Source organism: Phycisphaerae bacterium, from assembly GCA_024102815.1.
In the GTDB taxonomy this organism is placed as follows: domain Bacteria; phylum Planctomycetota; class Phycisphaerae; order UBA1845; family UBA1845; genus JAGFJJ01.
Genome location: JAGFJJ010000014.1, coordinates 159,842 through 180,953 on the forward strand (window position 1 = coordinate 159,842; position 21,112 = coordinate 180,953).

The window sequence follows — 21,112 nt, forward strand, 5'->3', positions numbered from 1 at the left end:
CGACGCCCGGCGGTCAGTCCCGGCGCGACAAGAAGGGCCCGGTTCGCTTGACGGGACATCAAATCACCCCGTAGCATGGGTCGGCGGATTGCGGACGTCGAGGCTCGAAGGTCCACGCGCGAGCGCGACGGCGCGAAAGGACCGGCCGAGCCGGCCCCGGTGACCTGCTCCGGGGCGTGCGGGGGTCGCCGGGCCCGAGTTTCCCACGGCCCGAGCAGCTTCCGCCTGGCGTGGACCGCGCCCGAGCGGTGGGGTCCCCCAACGGCCTTGCCGGGCAGTCGGCGAGAGATCCGGTTGGGCCCTCTTTTCAGGCCTGTCCGCCGCACGCGATACCTCGGTGGGAATCTCCAGCCCAGACACGGGAGTTAGTGAAGATGATGGTTGCGAAGAGATTCGGCACGCCGGCGTGTTGTGCGCTGGCGCTGGTGATAACGGGGATGCTGGTCGCCTGGTCGCCCTCCTGCACGACCGCCCCCACGCCGTTCATTATCCAGGGGCCCGGCCAGACGGGAAATCAACCGCCCGAACTCACGTTCGTCGAGCCCGTGGAGAACATCACCGCCGACCAGGGCCGCAACTTCCTGATCCGCTGGACGGACAGCGATCCGGACAACAACGCCCAGATCAGCTTCTCGCTGGTCAACACGGTGACGAACCAGGCGATCGTCCTGGTCACCAATATTTCCGAGAACGATACCATCGGCCCGGATCAGTTTACCGTGGGGACCACGCTGGTCCCCATCGGCGCGTACAACCTGCTGGGCACGATTGATGACGACGTGAACCCGCCGGTCAACGTGTATGCCCAGACGACTTCCGGCGGCGTCACGCAGCGCGTCGTTGTTCGCGTCGTAGCGCCCGGACAAGGCCAACAGACCGTTCCGCCGGTGGTTACCATCACCGAGCCGTCGTTCAACCAGAGCGTGGCACAGGACGATACGCTCCGAATCGCTTTGCAGCCGACGCCGCTGCCGCCCGCCGATACCCGACCATACGATCCGGACAGCACGATCACGCTGTATCTGATGCTCGATCTCGACCAGAATCCCAACAATGACGACCCGGCAAATCCTGACCCATCGCAGATCATCCTGCTGCGCACGCCGCAGCAGATCAACGAAGATGCGTTCGAGCAATTGACGTTTGACATCACGGTTGACCTGACCACCATCCCGCCCCGTCCGGGGGGGCTCCCGTACTACATCCGGGCCACGCTGGATGACCTGGTCAACCCGCGCGTACACAGCTACGCGGTGGGACAGATCAACGTCGTGGAACTGGCGGCCGGTGGATTCGTACAGAACCAGGTGCAGCCGGTCGACCTGTTCGACATCGGGCGGACGGTCGCGGGTGTTAAGGTTTACGGGTTCAACCCCGGGGCGAGTCTGGGCTCGACGATGTCGACCATCAGCGACTTCGACGCGGACGGCGTCGACGATTTCGTGCTGGTCGCACAGTTCGGCAACCCACGGAATTTCGGGCCGATCGGAGAGGCATACGGCATCTACGGACAGGATGGCGTGCGGTTCGGTGGAACGATCAACGTCAACTCGGTGTCCCAGGTTATTCCCGGCGTAATATTTGAGGCCCCGCCCGTTCGGAATTCCTCGCGTTTGGGGGCTTCCTGCGCTCGAAGTGACGCGTTTACAAATGGCATCGTCGATGTGAACTTCCTCCCCGACATGTCCGGCGACGGCCGCCCCGAGATCATCTTCGGATTGTCTCACGTGCACTGCGCGATCGATGCGATGGACTACGACCCGGACGACACGGACATTGCCGCTGGAGACCAGAATGTTCCCGTTGTCCTGACCCTGCGGGAAGGCCAAGCCGAATACACCGTTGGGGAAGACACCCCCGTAACCAACTTCAACTACCGCGGCACGCTGGATACGACGATTTCCTCGGCCGCCCCCAACACCGCCTTCGGGCAATCCAGCGAGCTCAGTTGGCAGGACGTCACGGGAGGTGAAAGGCAATGGACGCTTTTGAAATTCACGGATGTTCTCGCCGAGTTGCCGGACAGCGCCTCCAACATCGACACGAACAGCATACAGGCAAGCCTTCAGGTTCGTGTTTTTCGGCAGGGTCCGACCGGGAACGTACACCAACTCGTAACCGACTTTTCGGAGACCACCACCTACGCGGACTTCTCCAACGCGGGAGGTGATCCGGTGGGCGGAGAGCAAGGCGACCCAACCGCGGACTACATCCAGGGTACGGCCGGTTCGGGAGGGCTCGGCTCCATCGACGCCACGCAGCCGGACATCGTCGAGGTGGATGTTTCCGATCTCGTACAGTTATTGATCGACGGCCTGCTTGACCAGTACGACAACGAATTGCGGTTCATCATTGTTCCCGCGGCCGACGAGAGTACGCTGGCATCTTCCGTTCGCTCAGGCGAGTTTTCCATCACGGACGATCGTCCCCTTCTCACCATCAACTACAACCGCCGGACGGGGCTCGGCGGTGACGACTGCTACCCCGACAATCTGGTGAACAACCGGTCTGATTCCGATGAGAATGACGTTGCTCCGGATCACCCCGACGTGGAGGCTTTCGCCGGCGGCATGGCCGTTATCTTCAACAGCTCGAATCGTGACAACAACCCGATCGCAGCGGTACCAGCCACCCGTCTTGAGCAAACTTCGGTTGCGCTGGAGCTCGTAGGAGCGGAATCTGGGATACGGGTCAGTGACACGAGTATCTATCCCGAGGCGGGCTTGATATTCGCCCGCTGCGACAACTCCAATGCCGACGTACTCGGCAACGACTCATCGCAAGAGAATCGCATCGCTGGTGCAAGGGTTGTTGCCGGTGGGTTCGACTACATCGATGCCCGGCTTCTCAACCAGGGGCCGCGTAATGATCTGTTCGGATCGACGGTTGCGTCCATGGGAGACGTGAACAACGACGGCTTGAGCGAGATCATCATTTCGGCCCCCGGCAACGAGATGTACCAACAGACCGTCCGTGCCGACTTCGGGAATACGGCTACACAGTTGGTTTCAACACAGTTTCGGGGCAGCATCGCTGTTCTTCCGGGAGCCAACTACAACGACAACTTCTGGCGAGAAATCCCCAGCAATGACGGTGGCAACTCGGAACTTCCCATCCTCGACCAGCAGCATATCGAACCGTTCGGAAGCTGCACCGATCCTCGGGAGCCGCGCAGTTATTTCTCCCCTACAGATACGTTCGAGGTATTTGCCGAAAGCCCCAACGATTATCTCGGAGGCGCGAGCTCCGCGGGCGACTTCAACCAGGACGGGATCGACGACATCCTCTGCGGTGCGCCGGGCAACGACCGCTCGCAGTCCCTTCCCGACAGTGGCGCCGTCTACGTGATCTACGGGCGGACCGTTATCGGCGATTTCGACCTCAAGAATGCGGACGACCCGATCTTCCGGCCGCCCATGCTGCGTATTCGCGGCGAAAAGGCGGGAGACGGTATCGGGTGGCGGCAGGTGTCGGCGCTCGATGTCAACGGTGATCGCATCAACGACGTCGTGTTTTCCTCCCCGTTCGCCGATTACGGCGGTATCCGCCGCACCGCGTGTGAAGGCCGGTGCAGTCGCTGCCAGGAGTTCAATGGTCAGCGCTGCGGGCTCAACGACCCCGATCCCGAACCGGGAGCCTCGCTCAGCCAGTCCGGTTTCAACACGTGCCGCAGTACCGTCGGCGATGAAGTCTTCTGCGATGACGCCTGCAAGATCTTCGACTATGACAACGACGGCGACATCGACGAGGACGACCAGACCGTATTCCAGTGCGTGGTGGGCGGTGGATCCGATTGCTGTGCGAACATGGTGGACAACGGATTCATCGGCATCGTGTTCGGCGGGGTCTATATCGACGGCGACCGGCGTCTTTCACAACTGGCAACGACAGACCTGCCGGGCGTCATCTTCTACGGGGCAGCCGCCGGTCATCTGGCGGGGTACGACATCAGCTCGGCCGGGGATTTCAACCAGGACAGCTTCGGCGACATTCTCATTTCGGCGCCGGGGGTCGTGACAGGCGACAACCTCGATCCGAACGCCTCCCGGGCGCGGACCGGCGTGGCGTACTTGATCTTCGGCGGCCCACACCTGGAGAACAAGGTCTGGAATCTCTCGCAGGTCGGGACGCCGGAGCTGCCCGGAATCGTCTTCATCAGCCCCTACCTGAAGGGACGTCCCAATGAGGCCGCCCCGCGGAGCGTCCGGGCACTGGGAGACATCAACAACGACGGGTTCGGCGATATCGGCATCGGCAACCCCCAGGCCGACTTCATCGATCTGAACTTCCCCCAGGGTCCCGACGCCACGGACGCGGATACCGGGCGGCGCCGGAATGCCGGCGACGTGTACATCATCTACGGCAACAACTTCGGGCCGAACCGGGAACTGCCCCGCTGAATCGAACCAAGGCCCTCCCGAAGACGTATGATCCAAGTCTCAGTGGACGAGCGGGCCCTCCATGCGCGGGAGCCGCTCCGGCGGGGGCGGCTTGCCACCGTCACGATTCAGGGTTGCGTCGACGCGGGGTTCGCCCCCTGCCATCAGGGATTCCTTCATGGGACACGCTCATCTCCACGATATCGAGTCGGAAACGATCAAAGCCAGTACGCTGCTTATTGCCACCCTCCTGGGCGGGATGCTGGTTGCCAGCTCGTTCGTTATCGAGTTCCCTTCGGTAGCCCGCCTGCTTTTTCAGAGCGACCTCCAGATCGGTCCAGACGGAGCTCCGTCGACGACTTACGCTGAAATTCTGGCCCTTCTCGGCGCCCTGCTATTGGGCGCGCCGCTGATCTGGCACGCCATCAAGGGCCTGATGGAAGGCCACACGCACATGGAGGAACTGGTCGCGCTGGCCGTCGTGGCGGCGATCGCGCTCGGGGAATACCAGGAGGCGGGAATCATCGCCTTCTTCATGGTGATTTCAAACCTGATCGAAACGCGCACCGCTCTTGGGGCGCGCGCGGCAATTGAATCGCTACTGCGGCTCACGCCCGACCGGGCTCATCGGATCAAGGAGGATGGATCGGAGGAAGTTGTAGCAGCGAGCAAACTATCGACCGGCGACATCATCCGCGTCCGGCCAGGCGACAACATTCCGGCCGACGGGCAGGTGGTGCAGGGAGAATCGGCGGTCAATCAAGCCAACATCACCGGCGAGTCCCTTCCGGCAGACAAGGGTGTCGGCGACGAGGTGTTCAGTGGAACGAGCAACGTTACCGGGGCACTGGACATCCGCGTGACCCGCGCCGGCAAGGACACGACCCTGGGGCGCGTGCAGGACCTGATTCTGGGCGCCGAGCACACCCGCATTCCCATCATGCGGCTGATCGACAAGTACGCGGCATGGTACACGCCGACGATTCTGATGATCGCCGGCGTCGTGCTGTTTTTCTCCGAGGACAAGACGGTTGGCGTAAACAAGGCCATCACCATGCTGATCATCGCCTGCCCATGCGCCCTGGTGCTGGCAACGCCGACGGCCATGGTGGCGGCGCTCAGCTGCGCTGCCCGGTTGGGCATTCTGATCAAGAACGTGGTCCATCTGGAATATGCCCGATCGCTCACGGCCGTCATCTTTGACAAGACGGGCACCCTGACCACGGGCGAACTCTCGGTCACTCAGCTTCGCCCGGCGCCGAGCGTGGACGGCGCCGATCTGCTTCAGGCGGCGGCGTCTGCGGAGCAGATGAGCAAGCATCCCACGGCGGTGGCGCTGTTGCAGGTCGCAAAGCGCGCCCGGGTCAACCTGACGTCGCCGGAGTCCTTCAACGAGACCGCGGGCCGAGGCGTTTCGGCGTTGCTGAACGGGGACACGGTCGTGGTCGGCCGGCGTAACTGGCTGGAAGCCCAGGGCGTGGACATGAACTGGACCAGCGAGGCGGAGTATGCCGAGCCGGAAGGTGTCAGCCTGCTTTACGTTGCCCGTAACGGCCAAGCACTCGGCTGGGTGGGGCTGGAGGATCGGACGCGCTCCGAGGCCAGGGCGGCGATCGACGAGCTCCGCCAGTTGCGCGTGCACAATGTCTCGATGGTTACCGGAGACAAGTGGTCGGTAGCCAAGCGCGTGGGTGCGGAAATGGGCTGCACGGAGGTCCAGGCGGAAGTGCTGCCCGAAGAGAAGTTGAAGCTGGTCGACGAACTTCGTCGACGCGGGCACCGGGTGGCCGTCGTGGGCGACGGCGTCAATGACGCGCCCATGCTGGCGGCAAGCGACCTGGGAATCGCCATGGGGGCGGCGGGCAGCGACGTAGCCATCAACTCCGCGTCGGTTGCGCTCATGAACAACGACCTCAGCCGTCTGCCCTTCCTGATTCGCCTCTCGCGAGCGGCCACCGCGGCGGTGTATCAGAACATCATCTTCGGCGTGCTGTTCATCATCGTGACGATGGTCTTTGCCGTCTGGGGCCTGCTGACGCCGATTCTTGCGGCGGTGGCGCACACCTTCGCAACGGCCGTGGTGATCTTCAACAGCGCTCGCCTGGTTCGCTTCGGCGAGGAGAAGGAGGCCGACATCGCCGCATACATCCCGGCAACGAGGGCGGCCCCGCGTCCGGCGCTGGCCACGTGATCCCCCGCGAGATGCGCATCCGCCTGGCCACCGGCGACGACGCCGAGGACATGCTCGGCATCTACGCGCCGATCGTCATCAACACGCACACGTCGTTCGAACTTGAACCGCCCGCGGTGCAGGAATTCTGTCGCCGCATCGGCGAGGTTATGCGAACGTATCCCTGGCTGGTCGCCGAGCGAAACGGCGAGATCATCGCCTACGCCTACGCGACGACGTTTCGATCGCGTCCGGCGTATCGCTGGTGCGCGGAAAGCGCTTTGTATGTGCGGCCGGACTGCCACCGCCAAGGCATCGGGCGGCGGATCTATGCATCCCTGTTCGACTTGCTTCACACCCAGGGATTTCAGCGCGTCGTGGCTGGAATCGCGTTACCCAATGACGCGAGCGTTGCACTGCATGAAAGCCTGGGATTCCGGTTTGTCGGCGCGTTTGAACGAGTGGGCTTCAAGCTGGGCAGGTGGATAAACGTGGGGATGTGGCAGTTATCGCTGGGAGAAGAAGGCACACCACAGGAACCGACTCCACTTCGCGAATTGCCCGCCGCGACCACAGCGAAATACCGATCGCGGTAGAGGCTCTCTGCGGAGGCCCCAGACCCTGCCCTCGCCCCACGAACTCACACCCGCAGTAATCCCAACGATAACGTGCCGAAATCGGGTCACGCCGACGGCGGGGTCAGTTCCAGCTCATCCTCAATGGTCTGAATCGCCGCGATGCAGTTTTCGATGTGCTCAGCCAAGGGGATTCCCAACAGCTCTGCGCCGGCGGTGATGTCTTCGCGGGAGACGGCGGCAGCGAAGGCCTTCTGCTTCATCTTTTTGGTGATGCTCGACGCGGACATTCCCCTCAGGCGCTCCGGCCGAACCAAGGCGGCGGCGTAAATGAATCCGCAAAGTTCGTCCACGGCGAACAGGGCCTTGCGGATGTTGCGATCGCGAGGGTAGGCCTCGGTATTCCAGGGAACGTGGGAGCAGATTGCGGTGATGATCTCCTCATCGCAGCCTGCCTCGCGGAGAATGCGGCTGCCCTCGCGGGTGTGATCGGCGGGGTCCGGCCAGCGTTCGTAGTCGAAGTCGTGGAGCAGGCCGGCGATCGCCCACGATTCTTCATCTTCGCCGAGTTTCCGAGCGTAATGACGCATGGCCGCCTCCACACAGAGGGCGTGGCGGATCAGCGCCGGGTTTTCCGTATACTCGTTGAGGATGTCCCAGGCTTGCTTGCGGTCCATAACATCTACCCCCCTTCTTGAGGATCATCCGGCACCACCGCCTTTGACCGGCAGAACCAAGCCGATAAGATCGTAACCTCGGTCAGCGTCGTGTCCAGAAATCGCAGCAGGAGCACGAGCTTTGTCGGGAAGCGGACGAGCGACCTTCGACGCCGAGGAACTGGCTGTGGTCCTCAGCCATTACGATCTCGGTGTGATCGAATCGCTGACCGAATTCCAGCGCGGATCGCGCCGCAGCCCCAAGCTGGGCATCGTCGCGGAACGGGGGAAATTCCTGCTGAAACGTCGCGCGGCCTCCAAGGCGCGCACCGATCGCGTGCGATTCTCGCATCGCGTGCAAATCCACCTGGATGGCGCAGGATTTCCCGTGGCTCGACTGGTTTCCACGCGGGACGGCAGCACGGCCGTCCAGTTCCGTGAACAAGTTCATGAGTTGTTCGAATACGTACCGGGGCATCCCTACCAGGAAACGGAAGCGGAGGCGACCGATGCCGGTGCCGTGCTGGGCCGATTCCACGCGGCGCTGTCCGACTTCGTGGTTCCACCGCGCGTCACGCCCCCTACCGGCGACTATCACGACGCCCCCGGTGTGCGTACGAGCCTTGTGGGCATCGAGTCGACGCTCAGCGCGCACGACAGTTTCACGGGGGAACAATCCGACCTCGTACGTCTGCTGGAGGAGCTGCTCAATCTCTACAACGAAGCCGCGGAAGCCGCCAATTCAGTCGGGCTGCGAGACTATTCCGCACAGATTATTCACGGTGACTGGCATCCGGGAAACCTCCTGTTTCGCAAGTCGCGTGTGGTTGCCGTGATCGACTACGATTCCGTGCGCCATTCGCAGCGGATCATCGACGTGGCCAACGGAGTGCTGCAGTTTTCCATACTCTCGGGGCATGATCCGGTTGACTGGCCGGCGGAAGTTGATGAGCCGCGCTACCATGCCTTCCTGCGGGGATACGAGTCGCTTCTGCCGATCACAGACGAGGAACGGCGCGTGATCCCTGCGCTGATGGCCGAGGCGTTACTTGCCGAGTGCGTGGCACCCATTCAGCAGACAGGATCGGTGGGTCGCTGGACGGGATATCGCGTGCTGCAGATGGTGCGTCGGAAGATGCGCTGGCTGGACGAGAATGGCCCGCGTTTGGCAGCGTTTTCCCAGGTGGATCGGACACGGGAGTCATAGACAGAAGCCCGCCGCCCGCGGCTGCCGGTTTGACTTGAATCCCGGAAACGACAGGCGCAGGCGGACGGGCATCGCAGAACATGAAAGCGGTGAATCAGGGGCAGGTGGTGCCGGGGCCAAGGAACTCCCCGCCCGCCAGCCGGCAGAATGTTCCCGGGATCACCTGGCACGAATTATCTGCGAACACGCAGGCGCCGTCCGGCTGCGGCGGAAGCGGGAAGAAACCGCCGCCCTCGTCCCAGCCCATGGTTGCGGTGGATCCCATAAAGGCGACGGCCGCAAGAGCCACCACGCCCAGTATCCCCAGCCTGGTCATCTTCCTCATCGTCATTCTCCTTTTTCGGGACGGTGAACATGCGCGCACCGCCCACACGGCCGGCACGCGCCAGTCAATGGAATCGCTTATTCAGTTACTGGAGACCGCGTCGGGCTTTCGTTTCAATTGAGCAAAATGCGAAGCCCGCACTCGGCACCGGCGCGCCGATGTACGCGGATTCTGCAAGATTAATGCGCGGCATGCCGAAAATATTCCCGTTAATTTCCGAGGGCGATCAACGCGTAGTCATCCTACTCGAAGAGCGCGAAGTCCGCGGCCAATTACGCCTCGGACCGCTTGCCGGATTTGGGGGGTTTTCGCTTGGAGGACTTCGCGGCGCCGGATACCACCAAGTCCGGCAGTCCCTTGAGATCCTTGATGCGGTCGCGGAGGCGGGCGGCGCGCTCGAACTCCAGGGACTCGGCCGCTTCGAGCATTTCTCGCTCCAGCATCGCAACCAGTTCGGTGCGATCCATTTCGTCTTCGGAAGCGCGGATGGCGTCGGCCGCAACTTTATGGGCGCGGACCAAGGTCTCCAGGCTGCTGCGAATGGCCTTGGCGATGGTCTCCGGCGTTATCCCGTGCTTCTCGTTGTAATCGAGCTGGATAGCGCGGCGGCGATTGGTTTCGTCGATGGCCCGCTGCATCGAGCCGGTGACCGTGTCGGCATAGAGTACAACCTGGGCGTTCACGTTGCGCGCCGTCCGCCCGATCATCTGGATGAGCGACGTCTCGCTGCGGAGGAAGCCCTCCTTGTCCGCGTCGAGAATGGCCACAAGGGAGACTTCGGGTAGGTCCAGCCCTTCACGCAGGAGATTCACGCCGACAAGGACGTCGAATTTCCCTTCGCGCAGCTCCTTGAGGATGGATACTCGCTCGAGCGTGTCGATGTCGGCGTGGAGGTATTTGCAGCGGAAGCCCTCATTGGTGACGTAGCCGGAGAGGTCCTCCGCGAGCCGCTTGGTGAGCGTAGTGACGAGGACGCGCTCGTTGACGGCCACGCGCTGGCCGATGCGCTGGAGCAGATCGGGTACCTGACCCCGCGCGGGCGCGACCTCGATTGGCGGATCGACCAGGCCCGTGGGCCGAATCACCTGCTCGACCACCTCCCCGGCGCAGGTCTTCAGCTCATACGGGCCGGGCGTGGCACTGACGAATAGGACCTGATTCCACATGCCCTCGAACTCCTCGAAGCGCATGGGGCGGTTGTCCAGGCAACTCGGCAGGCGGAACCCGTGGTCGACGAGGGTCTGCTTCCGTGCCCGGTCGCCGTTATACATGGCGCCGATCTGCGGAATGGTCACGTGCGACTCGTCGACGATCAGCAAGTAGTCCTCAGGAAAATAGTCGACAAGCGTGTACGGCTTGGCTCCGGGCGCCGTGCCGTTGAGATGTCGCGAGTAGTTCTCGATGCCGGAGCAGAAGCCGACCTCGCGGAGCAGCTCGACGTCGTACTTGGTGCGGGCGAGCAGGCGCTGGGCCTCGAGCAGTTTTCCGAGACGGCGGAATTCCTTCACCCGCTGGTCGAGTTCTTCAAGAATGGTCTGACACGCCTGCTCGATCCGCTCGGCCGGTAGAACGTAGTGCACGGCGGGGTAAAGGAAGACTTTGTCGAGCCGGCCGAGGGACTCGCCCGTCAGCGGGTTGAGCATCTCCAGTTTCTCGATTTCATCGCCGAAGAGCTCGATTCGATAAGCCATCTGCTCGTAAGCGGGGTGAACCTCGACCACGTCTCCCCGAACGCGGAAGGTCCCTCGCTTGAAGTCGAGGTCGTTGCGCTCGTACTGGAGATCGACAAAGCGGCGGAGAAGATCGTCCCGGTCAATCGTCTCACCGAGCGCCAGGACGATGACGCTGGCCTTGTAGTCCTCAGGTGAGCCCAGGCCGAAAATGCACGACACACTGGCCACGACGACCGCGTCCCGCCGTGCAGCCAGAGAGCTGGTCGTACTCAATCGCAGGCGGTCGAGATCATCATTGCGCGAGGCATCCTTCTCGATGTAGATGTCGCGCTGGGGAATGTAAGCCTCGGGCTGGTAGTAATCGTAATAGCTGACGAAGTACTCGACGGCGTTTCTCGGAAAGAGCTCCCGGAATTCCTCATAGAGCTGCGCGGCGAGGGTCTTGTTGTGGGAGATGACCAGCGTGGGCCGATTCAGCACCGCGATCAGGTTCGCCATGGTGAAGGTCTTGCCCGACCCCGTAACACCGAGGAGACATTGCCGCTTTGCGCCGCCTTGGAACGCCTCTGTCAGGCGCTGGATCGCCCGGGGCTGGTCGCCTCGGGGGGCGTACTGGCTGACCAGTTCGAAATGGTCCGGAAATCGACCGGCTGACGAGTTTTCGAGATGCTGGAACATGGTTGCTTCGACTGCCCACCAGCGGACCGGGGTGTTGCCCTCGATCCCCCAGCGACTCAATGCTTGCCACGGCTGGCCGATTGCGCGTGTTGACGAAACCGCATCCCTGACGGTAATAATAGCGGCAGCGTTGACAGACGGCACGTGCCGTGCGGATTCAACACAGGGTAAGAGGCCCCCATCGTCTAGTGGCCCAGGATATCAGGTTCTCATCCTGAAGACAGGGGTTCGAGTCCCCTTGGGGGTGGTAAAAGGCCCGGTGAGCGTGAATCGCCGCCGGGCGTTTTCATGCGCGAAGATTCCTACTCATCCGTTACAGGCCGGAAGATGCCCATCCCGTCATTGATTCCCAAACCGCGCACGGATTGTCCAAGGCCGCGCTTCCCGACGCCGATCATCCCTGCCTGCAAGCGGTCCCCAAGGAGATAGGCGAGGCGGGACTCGAACCCGCACGCCGCTTTCGCGGCAGGGGATTTTAAATCCCCAGCGTCTGCCATTCCGCCACTCGCCCCGCTGGATCCGACCTGAACGGCCGCATCCGTTGCTTCATGCGATGCGCCCATTGTACCGGCAGGGACGCGGTCGTATACGAACGGCTGGTCACATCTCGGGCCGTTCGCTAGGATGCCCGGCGATGCCGGAGTGTCACCATTGCGGAAAGAACGTCGAGGAAGGAGCGCGCTATTGCTCCTCCTGCGGCGGTTCTGTGCGCCCCGAATCCGTGGAACATTCCGGTCCCAGTGTGACGGAAACTGTTCAATCGCCCCAGGTCCCGATCGACCAATTCGACTCCTCCAGCGTGTCCATTGACGATGCCCGATTCACACCCGGCACCATCCTGGCCGAACGCTATCGCATTGTCGGTCTTCTCGGCAAGGGCGGCATGGGCGAAGTATATCGAGCCGACGATCTCAAATTGCGCCAGCCGGTCGCGTTGAAGTTTCTGCCCGAGGCGCTATCCAGGGATCGTCGACGGCTGGAGCGATTCCATCATGAAGTCCGCGTCGCACGCGAAGTGTCGCACCCCAACGTCTGCCGAATTTACGACATCGCCGAGGCCGACGGGCAGACTTTTCTGAGCATGGAGTACGTTGATGGGGAGGACCTTGCGATCCTTCTGCGTCGCGTTGGCCGGCCCTCTCCCGAACGAGCCATTCAGATCGCCCGACAACTCTGCGCCGGACTCGCCGCGGCGCATGACAAGGGAATCCTGCACCGCGATCTCAAGCCGCATAACGTAATGATCGACAAGCAGGGACGCGTCCGCATCACCGATTTCGGCTTGGCTGGGTTCGTCGCGGAGTTCAGTGGGCGGGAGATTCAGGCGGGAACACCGGCGTACATGTCACCCGAGCAGCTTTCCGGCCAGGGCGTTTCGGTCAAGAGCGACATCTACTCGCTCGGCCTCGTTCTCTACGAGGTCTTCACCGGCGAGCGCTTGTTCGATGGCGCAACACGCGAAGAGGTCAGTCGCTCGCGCAGCTCCCTACCCACCAGTCTGTCGCAGCAGTCAGACAGCCTCGACCCTGCCGTGGAGCGCGTCATTCAGCGATGCCTGGAGCCGCTACCGACGGCGCGGCCGTCGTCCGCTTTGGCCGTGGCCGCTGCACTACCGGGGGGAGACCCCCTGGCCGCTGCGCTGGAAGCAGGTGAGACCCCGTCTCCGGAAATGGTCGCCAACGCCGGAGGCGAGGGTACGATGCACCCGCTGATGGCGGGAGCGTGCCTGCTGACCATCTTGGCATCCCTGATCGCCCTCGTCATGGGCAGTGACACGCTGCTCCGACGGATCCATCCCGAAAAGCCGCCGGAAGTCCTCGCCGATCGGGCCAAAGAAATCTTGGCCAGCGTCGGGCTCATGGCGCCGGCGGAAAGCAGCGCGGTCGGGTTTGAGGTGGCGTCGACCTATCTCAGGTACATCGAGAAAAACGACGCCTCTGCAAATCGCTGGGACCGCCTTTCGAATCAGCGTCCGTCCGCCCTCGAATTCTGGTATCGGCAGAGTCCAATCGCGCTGGTTCCTCTGGCCACGGCCGGACCGATCACTGTGGAGGATCCGCCTTCTAACATTTCGGGCATGGCTACCGTCTGGGTGGATCACACAGGCCGGTTATTGAGGCTCGTGATCAACCCACCACAAGTGGAGGAGGAGCAGAATCCGGTCGCCCCTGTAGATCTCGACTGGTCGACACTCTTTGAAGAAGCGGGTTTCGACGGGCAACTTCTTTCTCCCACTTTCCCACAGTGGACACCTACCCGTTACTGCGACCAGCGTTTCGCATGGACTGGCACCTATCCCGATCAACCGGATTCCCAAGTACGAATCGAAACCGGTTCGTACCGTGGCAAACCGGTTTGGTTCCTCGTGATTGATCCATCCTCCACGCACCCATGGCAGATGCCATCAGATTCGATGCAATCGCCGCGTGGCAACGCTGCCAATTGGTTCTTCTTGGCCGTACTTGGCTCGATCCTTTTGGGCAGTCTTCTCCTTGCCCGGCACAATCTCAGGCTCCGCAGAGGCGATCGCACTGGGGCAAACCGGGTGTTCACGGTAATGCTGATCTTTGCTTTTCTGGCAAACATGCTCCGCACAGCGCACGTGGCCGGCTTTGAAGAAATAGGTCGGATTATCGAAGTGATAGCGATTGCGTTGTTTCTTGCCGCTGTTGTGTGGCTGTTGTACATCGCCCTCGAGCCATACGTGCGGCGGCATTGGCCGCAGATGCTCATTGCGTGGGGGCGCCTATTCGCCGGACGCTGGCGCGATCCGCTGGTAGGGAGAGCGATTCTGGTCGCCGGTGTGTTGGAAGGGCTGGTCATGGTGACGCATCGGCTCGTCCAGCCGGGGCTTATACGCCTCGCGGGTGGCCCGCCGCCAACGCCCGCGTCTTGGTGGACGCCGCCAACACAAATGGCGGCACGAGACCTGCTTTCCCAGTTCGTATATCCATTTTTTCTTGCCGAGGCGCTGGCCACACTTTTTGTCCTCTTTGGACTCCGCGTCCTGACCAGAAATCGATGGGCAGCCGTATTTGTCGGGGTCGTTATCTGGATTACGCCACTCGTGCTGCATGATTGGTCCACAGGCGACGGATGGACTTTTCGCATAAATGTGGCGATGGAGGCAATTCATGCGGTGCTCATCGGCATTGCCCTGATTCGATACGGGCTCCTCGCCGCAGCCGGTATGTATTTCTTTGGCAACCTCATGCAAATCGCCCAATATCTCGATCTGTCCGCCTGGTACGCAACGGGTCCGCTGGTCGCCTTCTTGATCGTTCTGGCGGTTGCCGGCTACGCATTTTCAACCGCGACGGCCGGTCACCCATGGTTTAAGCGTGATCTGCTGGCGGCGTGAACGAGACCGGCCCCGGCGTGCTTGATTCCGCACGTGTCGGGTGACGAAGGTTACACGCGCGGAGCTTTCGCCGAACCACCCGGCAACTCTTCCGAGAACACATCTGCCGTAAACAGCAGAACCTGCGTTGCCGGATCGCGCCACGCGTCGGCCGAGAGCCCCGCCTTGGACGCACAGCACTGGCTGAGAAACTCCTCCGCCGACCAGCCGTGATCCGTCGCCACCTTGGGCAGGAAGCAGCCTGAGCGGCTCCCGCGACGAACCACGATACCATGCTCCCCCACCACCAGTGAAAGCGGATCGCCTGTTGGCGCCAGGTCGGAGAGGACGGAAATCTCGATATTCAGCTTGGGAAGATCGACTGATGTGATGGGGTGAAAGACAAAACGCGGATCAGAGAGCGATGACCGGGTAACTTCGCGAACGGACTCGACAATATCGTCGGTTTGTGCAAAGCTGCCTATGCATCCCCGAAGGCGACGCCCCACCCAGAGTGTCACGAAGGCACCCCCATAGGTGCCGGCGATCTGACACTGCGGAATGTTTGTCGCGGCGCGAAGCCCCAACTCCACTTCGACCGTGGCGCGGGCAATCTGCAATAACGCCCGACGATCCTGAGCCGACTCCACGCGGAAGAGAGTACTCACGGCATGGTAACCTTGTACGGAACAGCGGAAACCGCCTACAACTCGCGCAGACGTGCCGTGAAGTGACGAAGTTGAGGCGGTTCTTCGACGATTTCCAGAGGGCGTAGTGTACCGCGTTTCTCGAATACTTCCAAGATCGCCTCGATCACGTAGTCGATGTGGCTCTGCGTGTACACGCGCCGCGGCACGGCCAGACGGACCAGTTCCATATCGGGTGCGTGCCCATGCCCACCGAACATCAGGCTGCCGATCTCCACGGCCCGGATTCCGGCGTGACGGTACAGGGCGCAAACCACGGCCTGCGCGGGAAAGCGGTTCGGCGGGATGTGCGGGCAGAAGGCCTTGGCATCGATGTAGATGGCATGTCCGCCCGGCGGCTCGACGATCTGTACGCCGCCCGCCAACAGCTTCTCTCCCAGGTATTCCACGCTGCGCAGGCGGTATTGCAGATAATCTTCGTGCAACACCTCTTCAAAGCCCTGGGCCATGGCTTCCAGATCGCGCCCGGCCAGTCCGCCGTAGGTCGGAAAGCCCTCCGTGAGAATCAGAAGATTCCGCGCCGCGCGGGCCATCTCCTCGTCGCGGAAGAGCAGCACGCCGCCGATGTTCACCAGGCCGTCCTTCTTGGCGCTGATGGTCGCTCCGTCGGAATGGTCGAACATCTCCCGGGCGATGTCCCCCACGGGGCGATCGCCCTGCCCCGGCTCGCGCTGCTTGATCAGGTAGGCGTTTTCTGCGAAGCGGCAGGCATCCAGAAACAGCGGCTTCCTGAACCGATTACATACCGCCCGGACGGCACGGATGTTCTCCAGGCTCACCGGCTGACCGCCGCCGCTGTTGTTCGTCACCGTCAGCATGACCAGGGGGATGCGCTCCGGGCCGATCTCGCCGAACAGGCGCTCCAATTTTCCGAGGTCCATGTTGCCCTTGAACGGATGGCGTGCCTTGGGGTCGTGCCCTTCGTCAATGACGAGATCCACGGCCTCGGCGCCGGAGTGCTCGATGTTGGCCCGGGTCGTGTCGAAGTGGCTGTTGTTTGGGACGACCTTTCCGGGACCGCCGACCACCTCGAACAGGATCCGCTCGCTGGCCCGGCCCTGGTGCGTCGGCAGGATGTGCTCAAAACCCGTCACGGAGCTGAGCCGATCGTAAAAACGGTAGAAGCTGGTCGCACCGGCGTACGATTCGTCACCGCGCATGATGCCCGCCCATTGCTCGCTGCTCATCGCGCCCGTTCCGCTGTCGGTGAGCAGATCGATGAGTACGTCCTCGGCCCGGATCATGAACACGTTCATGCCCGCGGACTGGAGCACCTCCTCGCGGTGCTCCGTCGTGGTCATGCGGATGGGCTCGACAACCTTGATCCGAAACGGCTCGATGATGGTCTTCATGCGAAATCCTCTGCCACGGGCTGTACCTCCAAACCCAGGTTCTCACCACGACCGGCAAGCCCCGTGCCACCCTCTGCCCCTGGAAGGGTTTCTGGTGATCGCCCCCCCGTCCGCCTAGAATAGGACAGCCGCGGCGCCAGCGGAATTCGCAGCCCGGCGGAATTTCACGGAATCATCATGCCCCTGCCCATCGTCGCCATCGTCGGCCGACCCAACGTCGGCAAGAGCAGCCTCTTCAACGCCCTCGCCCGAGAGCGCATCAGCATCGTCGAGGCTACCCCCGGCGTGACCCGCGACCGGGTATCCACGCTTTGCGAGTACGATGGACTGTTCTTCGAACTCGTGGACACCGGCGGACACGGTATCGTCGATCGCGACGATCTGGAAGAACACGTCGAGCGCCAGATTCAATACGCCATTCAACAGGCCGACCTGATTCTGCTGGTCGTTGACGCCCGCGAGGGACTCAACCCCCTCGACCGCGAGACCGCCGCCCTGCTCCGCGACCGCACCGACCGGGTCATGCTCGTGGCCAACAAGGTCGATGAACCCCACATGGAGGCCCTGACCGGCGAGTTCATCCGCCTCGGACTCGGCGAGCCCATTCCCGTCAGCGCCATGAACGGTCTCGGACGACGAGAACTGGCCGAGCGCGTCCTTGCCCGCGTTCGCGAGCACGCCCAGCAGACCCCACCCGATCCGGTCATGAAGGTCGCCCTTGTCGGAAAGCGCAACGCCGGCAAGAGCAGCTTCCTCAATGCGCTCGCCGGCGAGCCGCGGGTCATCGTCAGCGAGAAGCCCGGCACCACCCGCGACAGCGTGGACGTACGATTCGAACGCGACGGCCGGACCATCGTCGCCATCGACACGGCCGGCGTGCGTAAGAAGAGCAAGCTCGACGACATCGAGTACTACGCGTACGACCGCGCCGTCCAGGCCATCGGCCGGGCTGATGTCATCCTCTTTCTGATCGATTCCACGGAACCCGTCGGCCGGGTCGACAAGCGGCTGTCGCAGCTCATCTCCGAACAGTACAAACCGTGCATTCTCGTGGTCAACAAGTGGGATCTGGCCCGGGGCAAGGCCCAGACAGGTGATTACGGCGACTACCTCGCCGAGGTCATGCCCGAGCTCGATCACGCCCCCGTGTCCTTCACGTCCGCGTTGCACGGCAGAAACATTCAGTCCACGCTCGATCTGGCAACCGAACTCCTCAAGCAGGCCGACGACCGTGTCAGCACCGGCCGCCTGAACCAGATGTTGAGCGAGGCGCTCTCCGCAAACACGCCGAAGTCCAAGCGCGGCCGCAAGCCCCCACGCTTCTACTACGCCACGCAGGTGGCCACACGGCCTCCGACCATCGTTCTCTTCGTCAACGATCCCTCGCGGGTCACGCAGGACTACGAACGCTTCCTCTTGAACCGATTCCGGGAACAGGTACCTTTTGGAGAGGTGCCTATCCGCCTCCTCTTCCGCGCAAGGACCTCGCGCGGGGAAGCACCGGGGCACCGGACAAAGCCGGCGCATGAAACCGCCGAAGTGGGAGACGATCACGATGAGTATTGACCTCACCTGTCCCCAGTGCGGAAAGCAGATTCGCGCTCCCGAAAACGCCGGAGGCAAGCACGGCAAGTGTCCCTACTGCGCCACCAGCGTCTACATTCCCTTGCCGCCGGCCGTGGACGAGGAAGAAGAGATCGGCCTCGCGCCCTTCGATGAGGAAGAAGAACGTCGCGAAGAGGAACTCCGCCGCGAATCCGCCCGCTACGCCGCGCTGCTCGACAAGGCCGCCGAGGGGCAGAACGTCGGCGCCGGCGAGCCGCCCTCCCGCACGCGCCCCACGCAGAAACCGGGCGAGGTCATCGATCTCGGCGACGAAGTCGAGAAGTTCGTCCTGGCCATGCACGAGTCCAACCTGGAAGAGGCCGAAGCCGCCGTCCGCCGACTCACCAAAGCCGGCAAACGCGCCCGCGAATATGTGGAAGGTCTCACCCTCGACGAAATGCCGCCTGAATACGGCTCCGTACCTCCACCATTGGCCAAGGGCTTTCTCAAGGCACTGCTCAATCGACTGGGAAAGTAGGGAAATCCCTCGGGCAGATGGCTTTCAATTTATCTTGCTGCAGTCGCCCTGCGACAAGTGAAGCCCGGCCGGTCTATCAAGCTGTGTCGGCATGCTTGCCTGATCGGCCTTTCGGCCCCGATTCGCCCACCGGAAGGTCCCTTCCCCCTCCCAAGTTTCAATCATGCGCGGAATTAGCTTCGGCCGAATCCCCGGCCATGGTATGATGCCCATTGCGTGCATCTCGAACTTGTCTTACCGACCCCATAAATCGGGAGGGAGCAGACATGTCCCGGTCAAATCGCACGTTGCTCGGATTCTCCGCGCTGGTCCTTCTTCTCGCCACGACCCCAAACGCCGTCGCCCAGCGTGCCGGCGGCTTCAGCCTCGTGCCCATCGGCGTGGTCGGAGGAAATCCTTCGGGCACGGTCATCGCCGGCAACGAGATCACCATCCCCGGCGGCGGGGTCGACGTGATGTTCGAGATTCGCGGCCATTGGGGCGGCGAGCCCGGCCTGCTCCTCGGCACGGCCGGTTGCACGATCGACGCCACCACCGGATTCAGCTCCGGCGTCGGCGCGCCCCTCGCCTGGAAGAACCAGGGCATCGCCGGCACCGGGTCGGGCACGCAAACCGAGGGTGCGTTCGTGCCCGACGAGTATTGCGAGGTCAGCATGCGTTACGGCTGCCCCTCGCCGGGAACGCCGCCCAGCGGCCAACCCGTGTGCGACGGCGATCCTCTGGGCGACGGCGACTGCGTCGTAAACCCGCGATACATCCTGGCTCCGGAGGAAGACACGCTCTACGCCGTCGCCTACTTGATACCCAATTACGAATTCATCGTAGTGTCGCAAATGGGCGGCGTGCCCTTTACCGGAACGAACGAAGTCATGGGCATCGCCATCATTCGCGTTCCCATCGCGGCCGCGGGAATCTACGCGATCGATTTCGTTCGGGACCCGCTGAATACCTACATGGCCGATCAAGACGTTTTCGACATCCCTCTCGGCCCCGCCACCGGCTCTTTCGCCAATGTCACGCCGGGGGTCATCAGGATTCCGACGGGAGCTTGCTGCGACTTTTCAAACAACTCCTGCACAGAAAACGCCACCGCCGCCACTTGCGTTCCCCCCCAATCTTTCCGCGCTGGGTATGATTGCTCGGACTCCCACGGTGACGGATTCGCGGATGCATGCGAGTGCTGCTTAAACAGCGCGAGTTGCGACGACGGCGATGCATGTACCATCGACCGGTGTACCACGACTCCCACCTTTTGCGGGGTTTGCACCAGCACCGTCAACTTCGACACCACCGCCGAATGCTGCGACCCCTATACCGGACAGGTTGCCAGTGCTGACGACGGCAACCTCTGCACAGAGGACACGTGCTCGATCACGCCGTTGGGGTCTCATCGCGACGATGGCCGCGGAACGCCAGTGCACACGCCCATCCCCGACGCCCTCTGCAACGCCTGCTGCGACGCCTTCGGCGACTGCGCCAACGTCGCGGCCGAGCAGGACTGCGACGGCACGTTCTTCGCTGAGATCGCCTGCGAATCTCCGAGCATGCCCGCTTGCCCGACCCCGACGCTCGGAGCCTGCTGCGATGAGATGTCCGGCGTCTGCACGGAGACGAGCGCCGCCGCGTGCGGTTCCACCCGCACGTTCACCCTCGGCGCCCACTGCAGCGAAATCACTTGCGAGCCCCCGACCGGAGCCTGCTGCAACGCCACCGAGGGCACCTGCACCGAGACCGCCGGCGCCGACTGCGATTGTCCCTTCTGCACCTGGCATCTCGGCCAATCCTGCGACGACGTCCCCGACCCCTGCGCGGCCGCGTTCATCCCCGCCGCTTCCGAATGGGGCCTGGCCGTCCTCGCCCTCGTCCTGCTCATCACCGCCAAAGTGTACTTCGGGAGAACAGAGCGCCCGGCTAGGGCGCTTTCATAGAGAAAGGGCAAGGCAATCGGACGGATTCGACTTGGCGAA

13 protein-coding genes and 2 tRNA genes are annotated in these 21,112 nt (G+C 62.7%); 9 read left to right on the forward strand and 6 right to left on the reverse strand.

Annotation, left to right across the window (positions count from 1 at the left end):
* The first annotated feature begins 374 nt into the window (after positions 1-374).
* From J5J06_04780 to J5J06_04790, 3 genes are all read left to right on the forward strand, one after another.
* Positions 375-4,400, forward strand: coding sequence for an FG-GAP repeat protein (locus J5J06_04780; GenBank protein MCO6436385.1), 4,026 nt, complete (start codon positions 375-377; stop codon positions 4,398-4,400).
* A 157-nt stretch (positions 4,401-4,557) separates the two neighbouring features.
* On the forward strand, positions 4,558-6,570 hold the full coding sequence (gene cadA, locus J5J06_04785) for a cadmium-translocating P-type ATPase (protein ID MCO6436386.1): 2,013 nt from the start codon (positions 4,558-4,560) through the stop codon (positions 6,568-6,570).
* Between the two features lie 11 nt (positions 6,571-6,581).
* Positions 6,582-7,145 carry an N-acetyltransferase gene (locus J5J06_04790; protein ID MCO6436387.1) on the forward strand — a complete coding sequence of 188 codons (564 nt, stop codon included), beginning with the start codon at positions 6,582-6,584 and terminating at the stop codon, positions 7,143-7,145.
* Between the two features lie 86 nt (positions 7,146-7,231).
* Here the strand turns inward: J5J06_04790 and J5J06_04795 are convergent, their stop codons facing one another.
* Entirely contained in the window at positions 7,232-7,801 is a 570-nt protein-coding gene (locus tag J5J06_04795; GenBank protein MCO6436388.1) for an HDIG domain-containing protein, read from the reverse strand.
* A gap of 121 nt (positions 7,802-7,922) precedes the next feature.
* Here J5J06_04795 and J5J06_04800 point away from each other — a divergent pair, with 121 nt between their 5' ends.
* The gene (locus J5J06_04800) at positions 7,923-8,987 is read left to right on the forward strand and encodes a phosphotransferase (GenBank protein MCO6436389.1); all 1,065 of its coding nucleotides are present in this window, start codon (positions 7,923-7,925) and stop codon (positions 8,985-8,987) included.
* A gap of 94 nt (positions 8,988-9,081) precedes the next feature.
* Here J5J06_04800 and J5J06_04805 read toward each other — a convergent pair whose 3' ends face one another.
* Both J5J06_04805 and uvrB read right to left on the reverse strand, forming a co-directional pair.
* Positions 9,082-9,312, reverse strand: coding sequence for a hypothetical protein (locus J5J06_04805; GenBank protein MCO6436390.1), 231 nt, complete (start codon positions 9,310-9,312; stop codon positions 9,082-9,084).
* A gap of 272 nt (positions 9,313-9,584) precedes the next feature.
* Entirely contained in the window at positions 9,585-11,663 is a 2,079-nt protein-coding gene (uvrB, locus tag J5J06_04810) for an excinuclease ABC subunit UvrB (protein ID MCO6436391.1), read from the reverse strand.
* 174 nt (positions 11,664-11,837) lie between these two features.
* Between uvrB and J5J06_04815 the strand changes: the two genes are divergently transcribed.
* Positions 11,838-11,910 (forward strand) — tRNA-Glu (locus J5J06_04815).
* Positions 11,911-12,089: 179 nt separating this feature from the next.
* Here J5J06_04815 and J5J06_04820 read toward each other — a convergent pair.
* Positions 12,090-12,174: transfer RNA gene (locus J5J06_04820), tRNA-Leu, on the reverse strand.
* A 123-nt stretch (positions 12,175-12,297) separates the two neighbouring features.
* Between J5J06_04820 and J5J06_04825 the strand changes: the two genes are divergently transcribed.
* Positions 12,298-15,024 carry a protein kinase gene (locus tag J5J06_04825; GenBank protein ID MCO6436392.1) on the forward strand — a complete coding sequence of 909 codons (2,727 nt, stop codon included), beginning with the start codon at positions 12,298-12,300 and terminating at the stop codon, positions 15,022-15,024.
* A 50-nt stretch (positions 15,025-15,074) separates the two neighbouring features.
* On the opposite strand, the gene amrA is transcribed toward J5J06_04825, so the two are convergent.
* Positions 15,075-15,671 carry an AmmeMemoRadiSam system protein A gene (gene amrA / locus J5J06_04830; protein MCO6436393.1) on the reverse strand — a complete coding sequence of 199 codons (597 nt, stop codon included), beginning with the start codon at positions 15,669-15,671 and terminating at the stop codon, positions 15,075-15,077.
* 35 nt (positions 15,672-15,706) lie between these two features.
* Entirely contained in the window at positions 15,707-17,062 is a 1,356-nt protein-coding gene (locus J5J06_04835) for a tryptophanase (protein MCO6436394.1), read from the reverse strand.
* A gap of 177 nt (positions 17,063-17,239) precedes the next feature.
* Between J5J06_04835 and der the strand changes: the two genes are divergently transcribed.
* The 3 genes from der (at position 17,240) to J5J06_04850 (ending at position 21,073) form a co-directional block, all read left to right on the forward strand.
* Positions 17,240-18,628 carry a ribosome biogenesis GTPase Der gene (der, locus tag J5J06_04840; protein MCO6436395.1) on the forward strand — a complete coding sequence of 463 codons (1,389 nt, stop codon included), beginning with the start codon at positions 17,240-17,242 and terminating at the stop codon, positions 18,626-18,628.
* Positions 18,618-19,145 carry a hypothetical protein gene (locus J5J06_04845; GenBank protein MCO6436396.1) on the forward strand — a complete coding sequence of 176 codons (528 nt, stop codon included), beginning with the start codon at positions 18,618-18,620 and terminating at the stop codon, positions 19,143-19,145. Before der ends, J5J06_04845 begins: the two co-directional genes overlap by 11 nt.
* Before the next feature lie 266 nt (positions 19,146-19,411).
* Positions 19,412-21,073 (forward strand): hypothetical protein, encoded by a 1,662-nt coding sequence (locus J5J06_04850; GenBank protein MCO6436397.1) that lies wholly within the window; start codon positions 19,412-19,414, stop codon positions 21,071-21,073.
* The last annotated feature ends 39 nt before the right edge of the window (positions 21,074-21,112 follow it).

What these genes read in the sequence shown, in the direction of transcription:
- cadA (MCO6436386.1), top strand. Translation starts at nt 4,558, where the DNA reads ATGGGACACGCTCATCTCCACGATATCGAGTCGGAAACGATCAAAGCC.
- J5J06_04790 (MCO6436387.1), top strand. Translation starts at nt 6,582, where the DNA reads ATGCGCATCCGCCTGGCCACCGGCGACGACGCCGAGGACATGCTCGGC.
- uvrB (MCO6436391.1), bottom strand. Translation starts at nt 11,663, where the DNA reads ATGTTCCAGCATCTCGAAAACTCGTCAGCCGGTCGATTTCCGGACCAT.
- J5J06_04795 (MCO6436388.1), bottom strand. Translation starts at nt 7,801, where the DNA reads ATGGACCGCAAGCAAGCCTGGGACATCCTCAACGAGTATACGGAAAAC.
- J5J06_04835 (MCO6436394.1), bottom strand. Translation starts at nt 17,062, where the DNA reads ATGAAGACCATCATCGAGCCGTTTCGGATCAAGGTTGTCGAGCCCATC.
- der (MCO6436395.1), top strand. Translation starts at nt 17,240, where the DNA reads ATGCCCCTGCCCATCGTCGCCATCGTCGGCCGACCCAACGTCGGCAAG.
- J5J06_04845 (MCO6436396.1), top strand. Translation starts at nt 18,618, where the DNA reads ATGAGTATTGACCTCACCTGTCCCCAGTGCGGAAAGCAGATTCGCGCT.
- J5J06_04805 (MCO6436390.1), bottom strand. Translation starts at nt 9,312, where the DNA reads ATGAGGAAGATGACCAGGCTGGGGATACTGGGCGTGGTGGCTCTTGCG.
- J5J06_04850 (MCO6436397.1), top strand. Translation starts at nt 19,412, where the DNA reads ATGTCCCGGTCAAATCGCACGTTGCTCGGATTCTCCGCGCTGGTCCTT.
- J5J06_04780 (MCO6436385.1), top strand. Translation starts at nt 375, where the DNA reads ATGATGGTTGCGAAGAGATTCGGCACGCCGGCGTGTTGTGCGCTGGCG.
- J5J06_04825 (MCO6436392.1), top strand. Translation starts at nt 12,298, where the DNA reads ATGCCGGAGTGTCACCATTGCGGAAAGAACGTCGAGGAAGGAGCGCGC.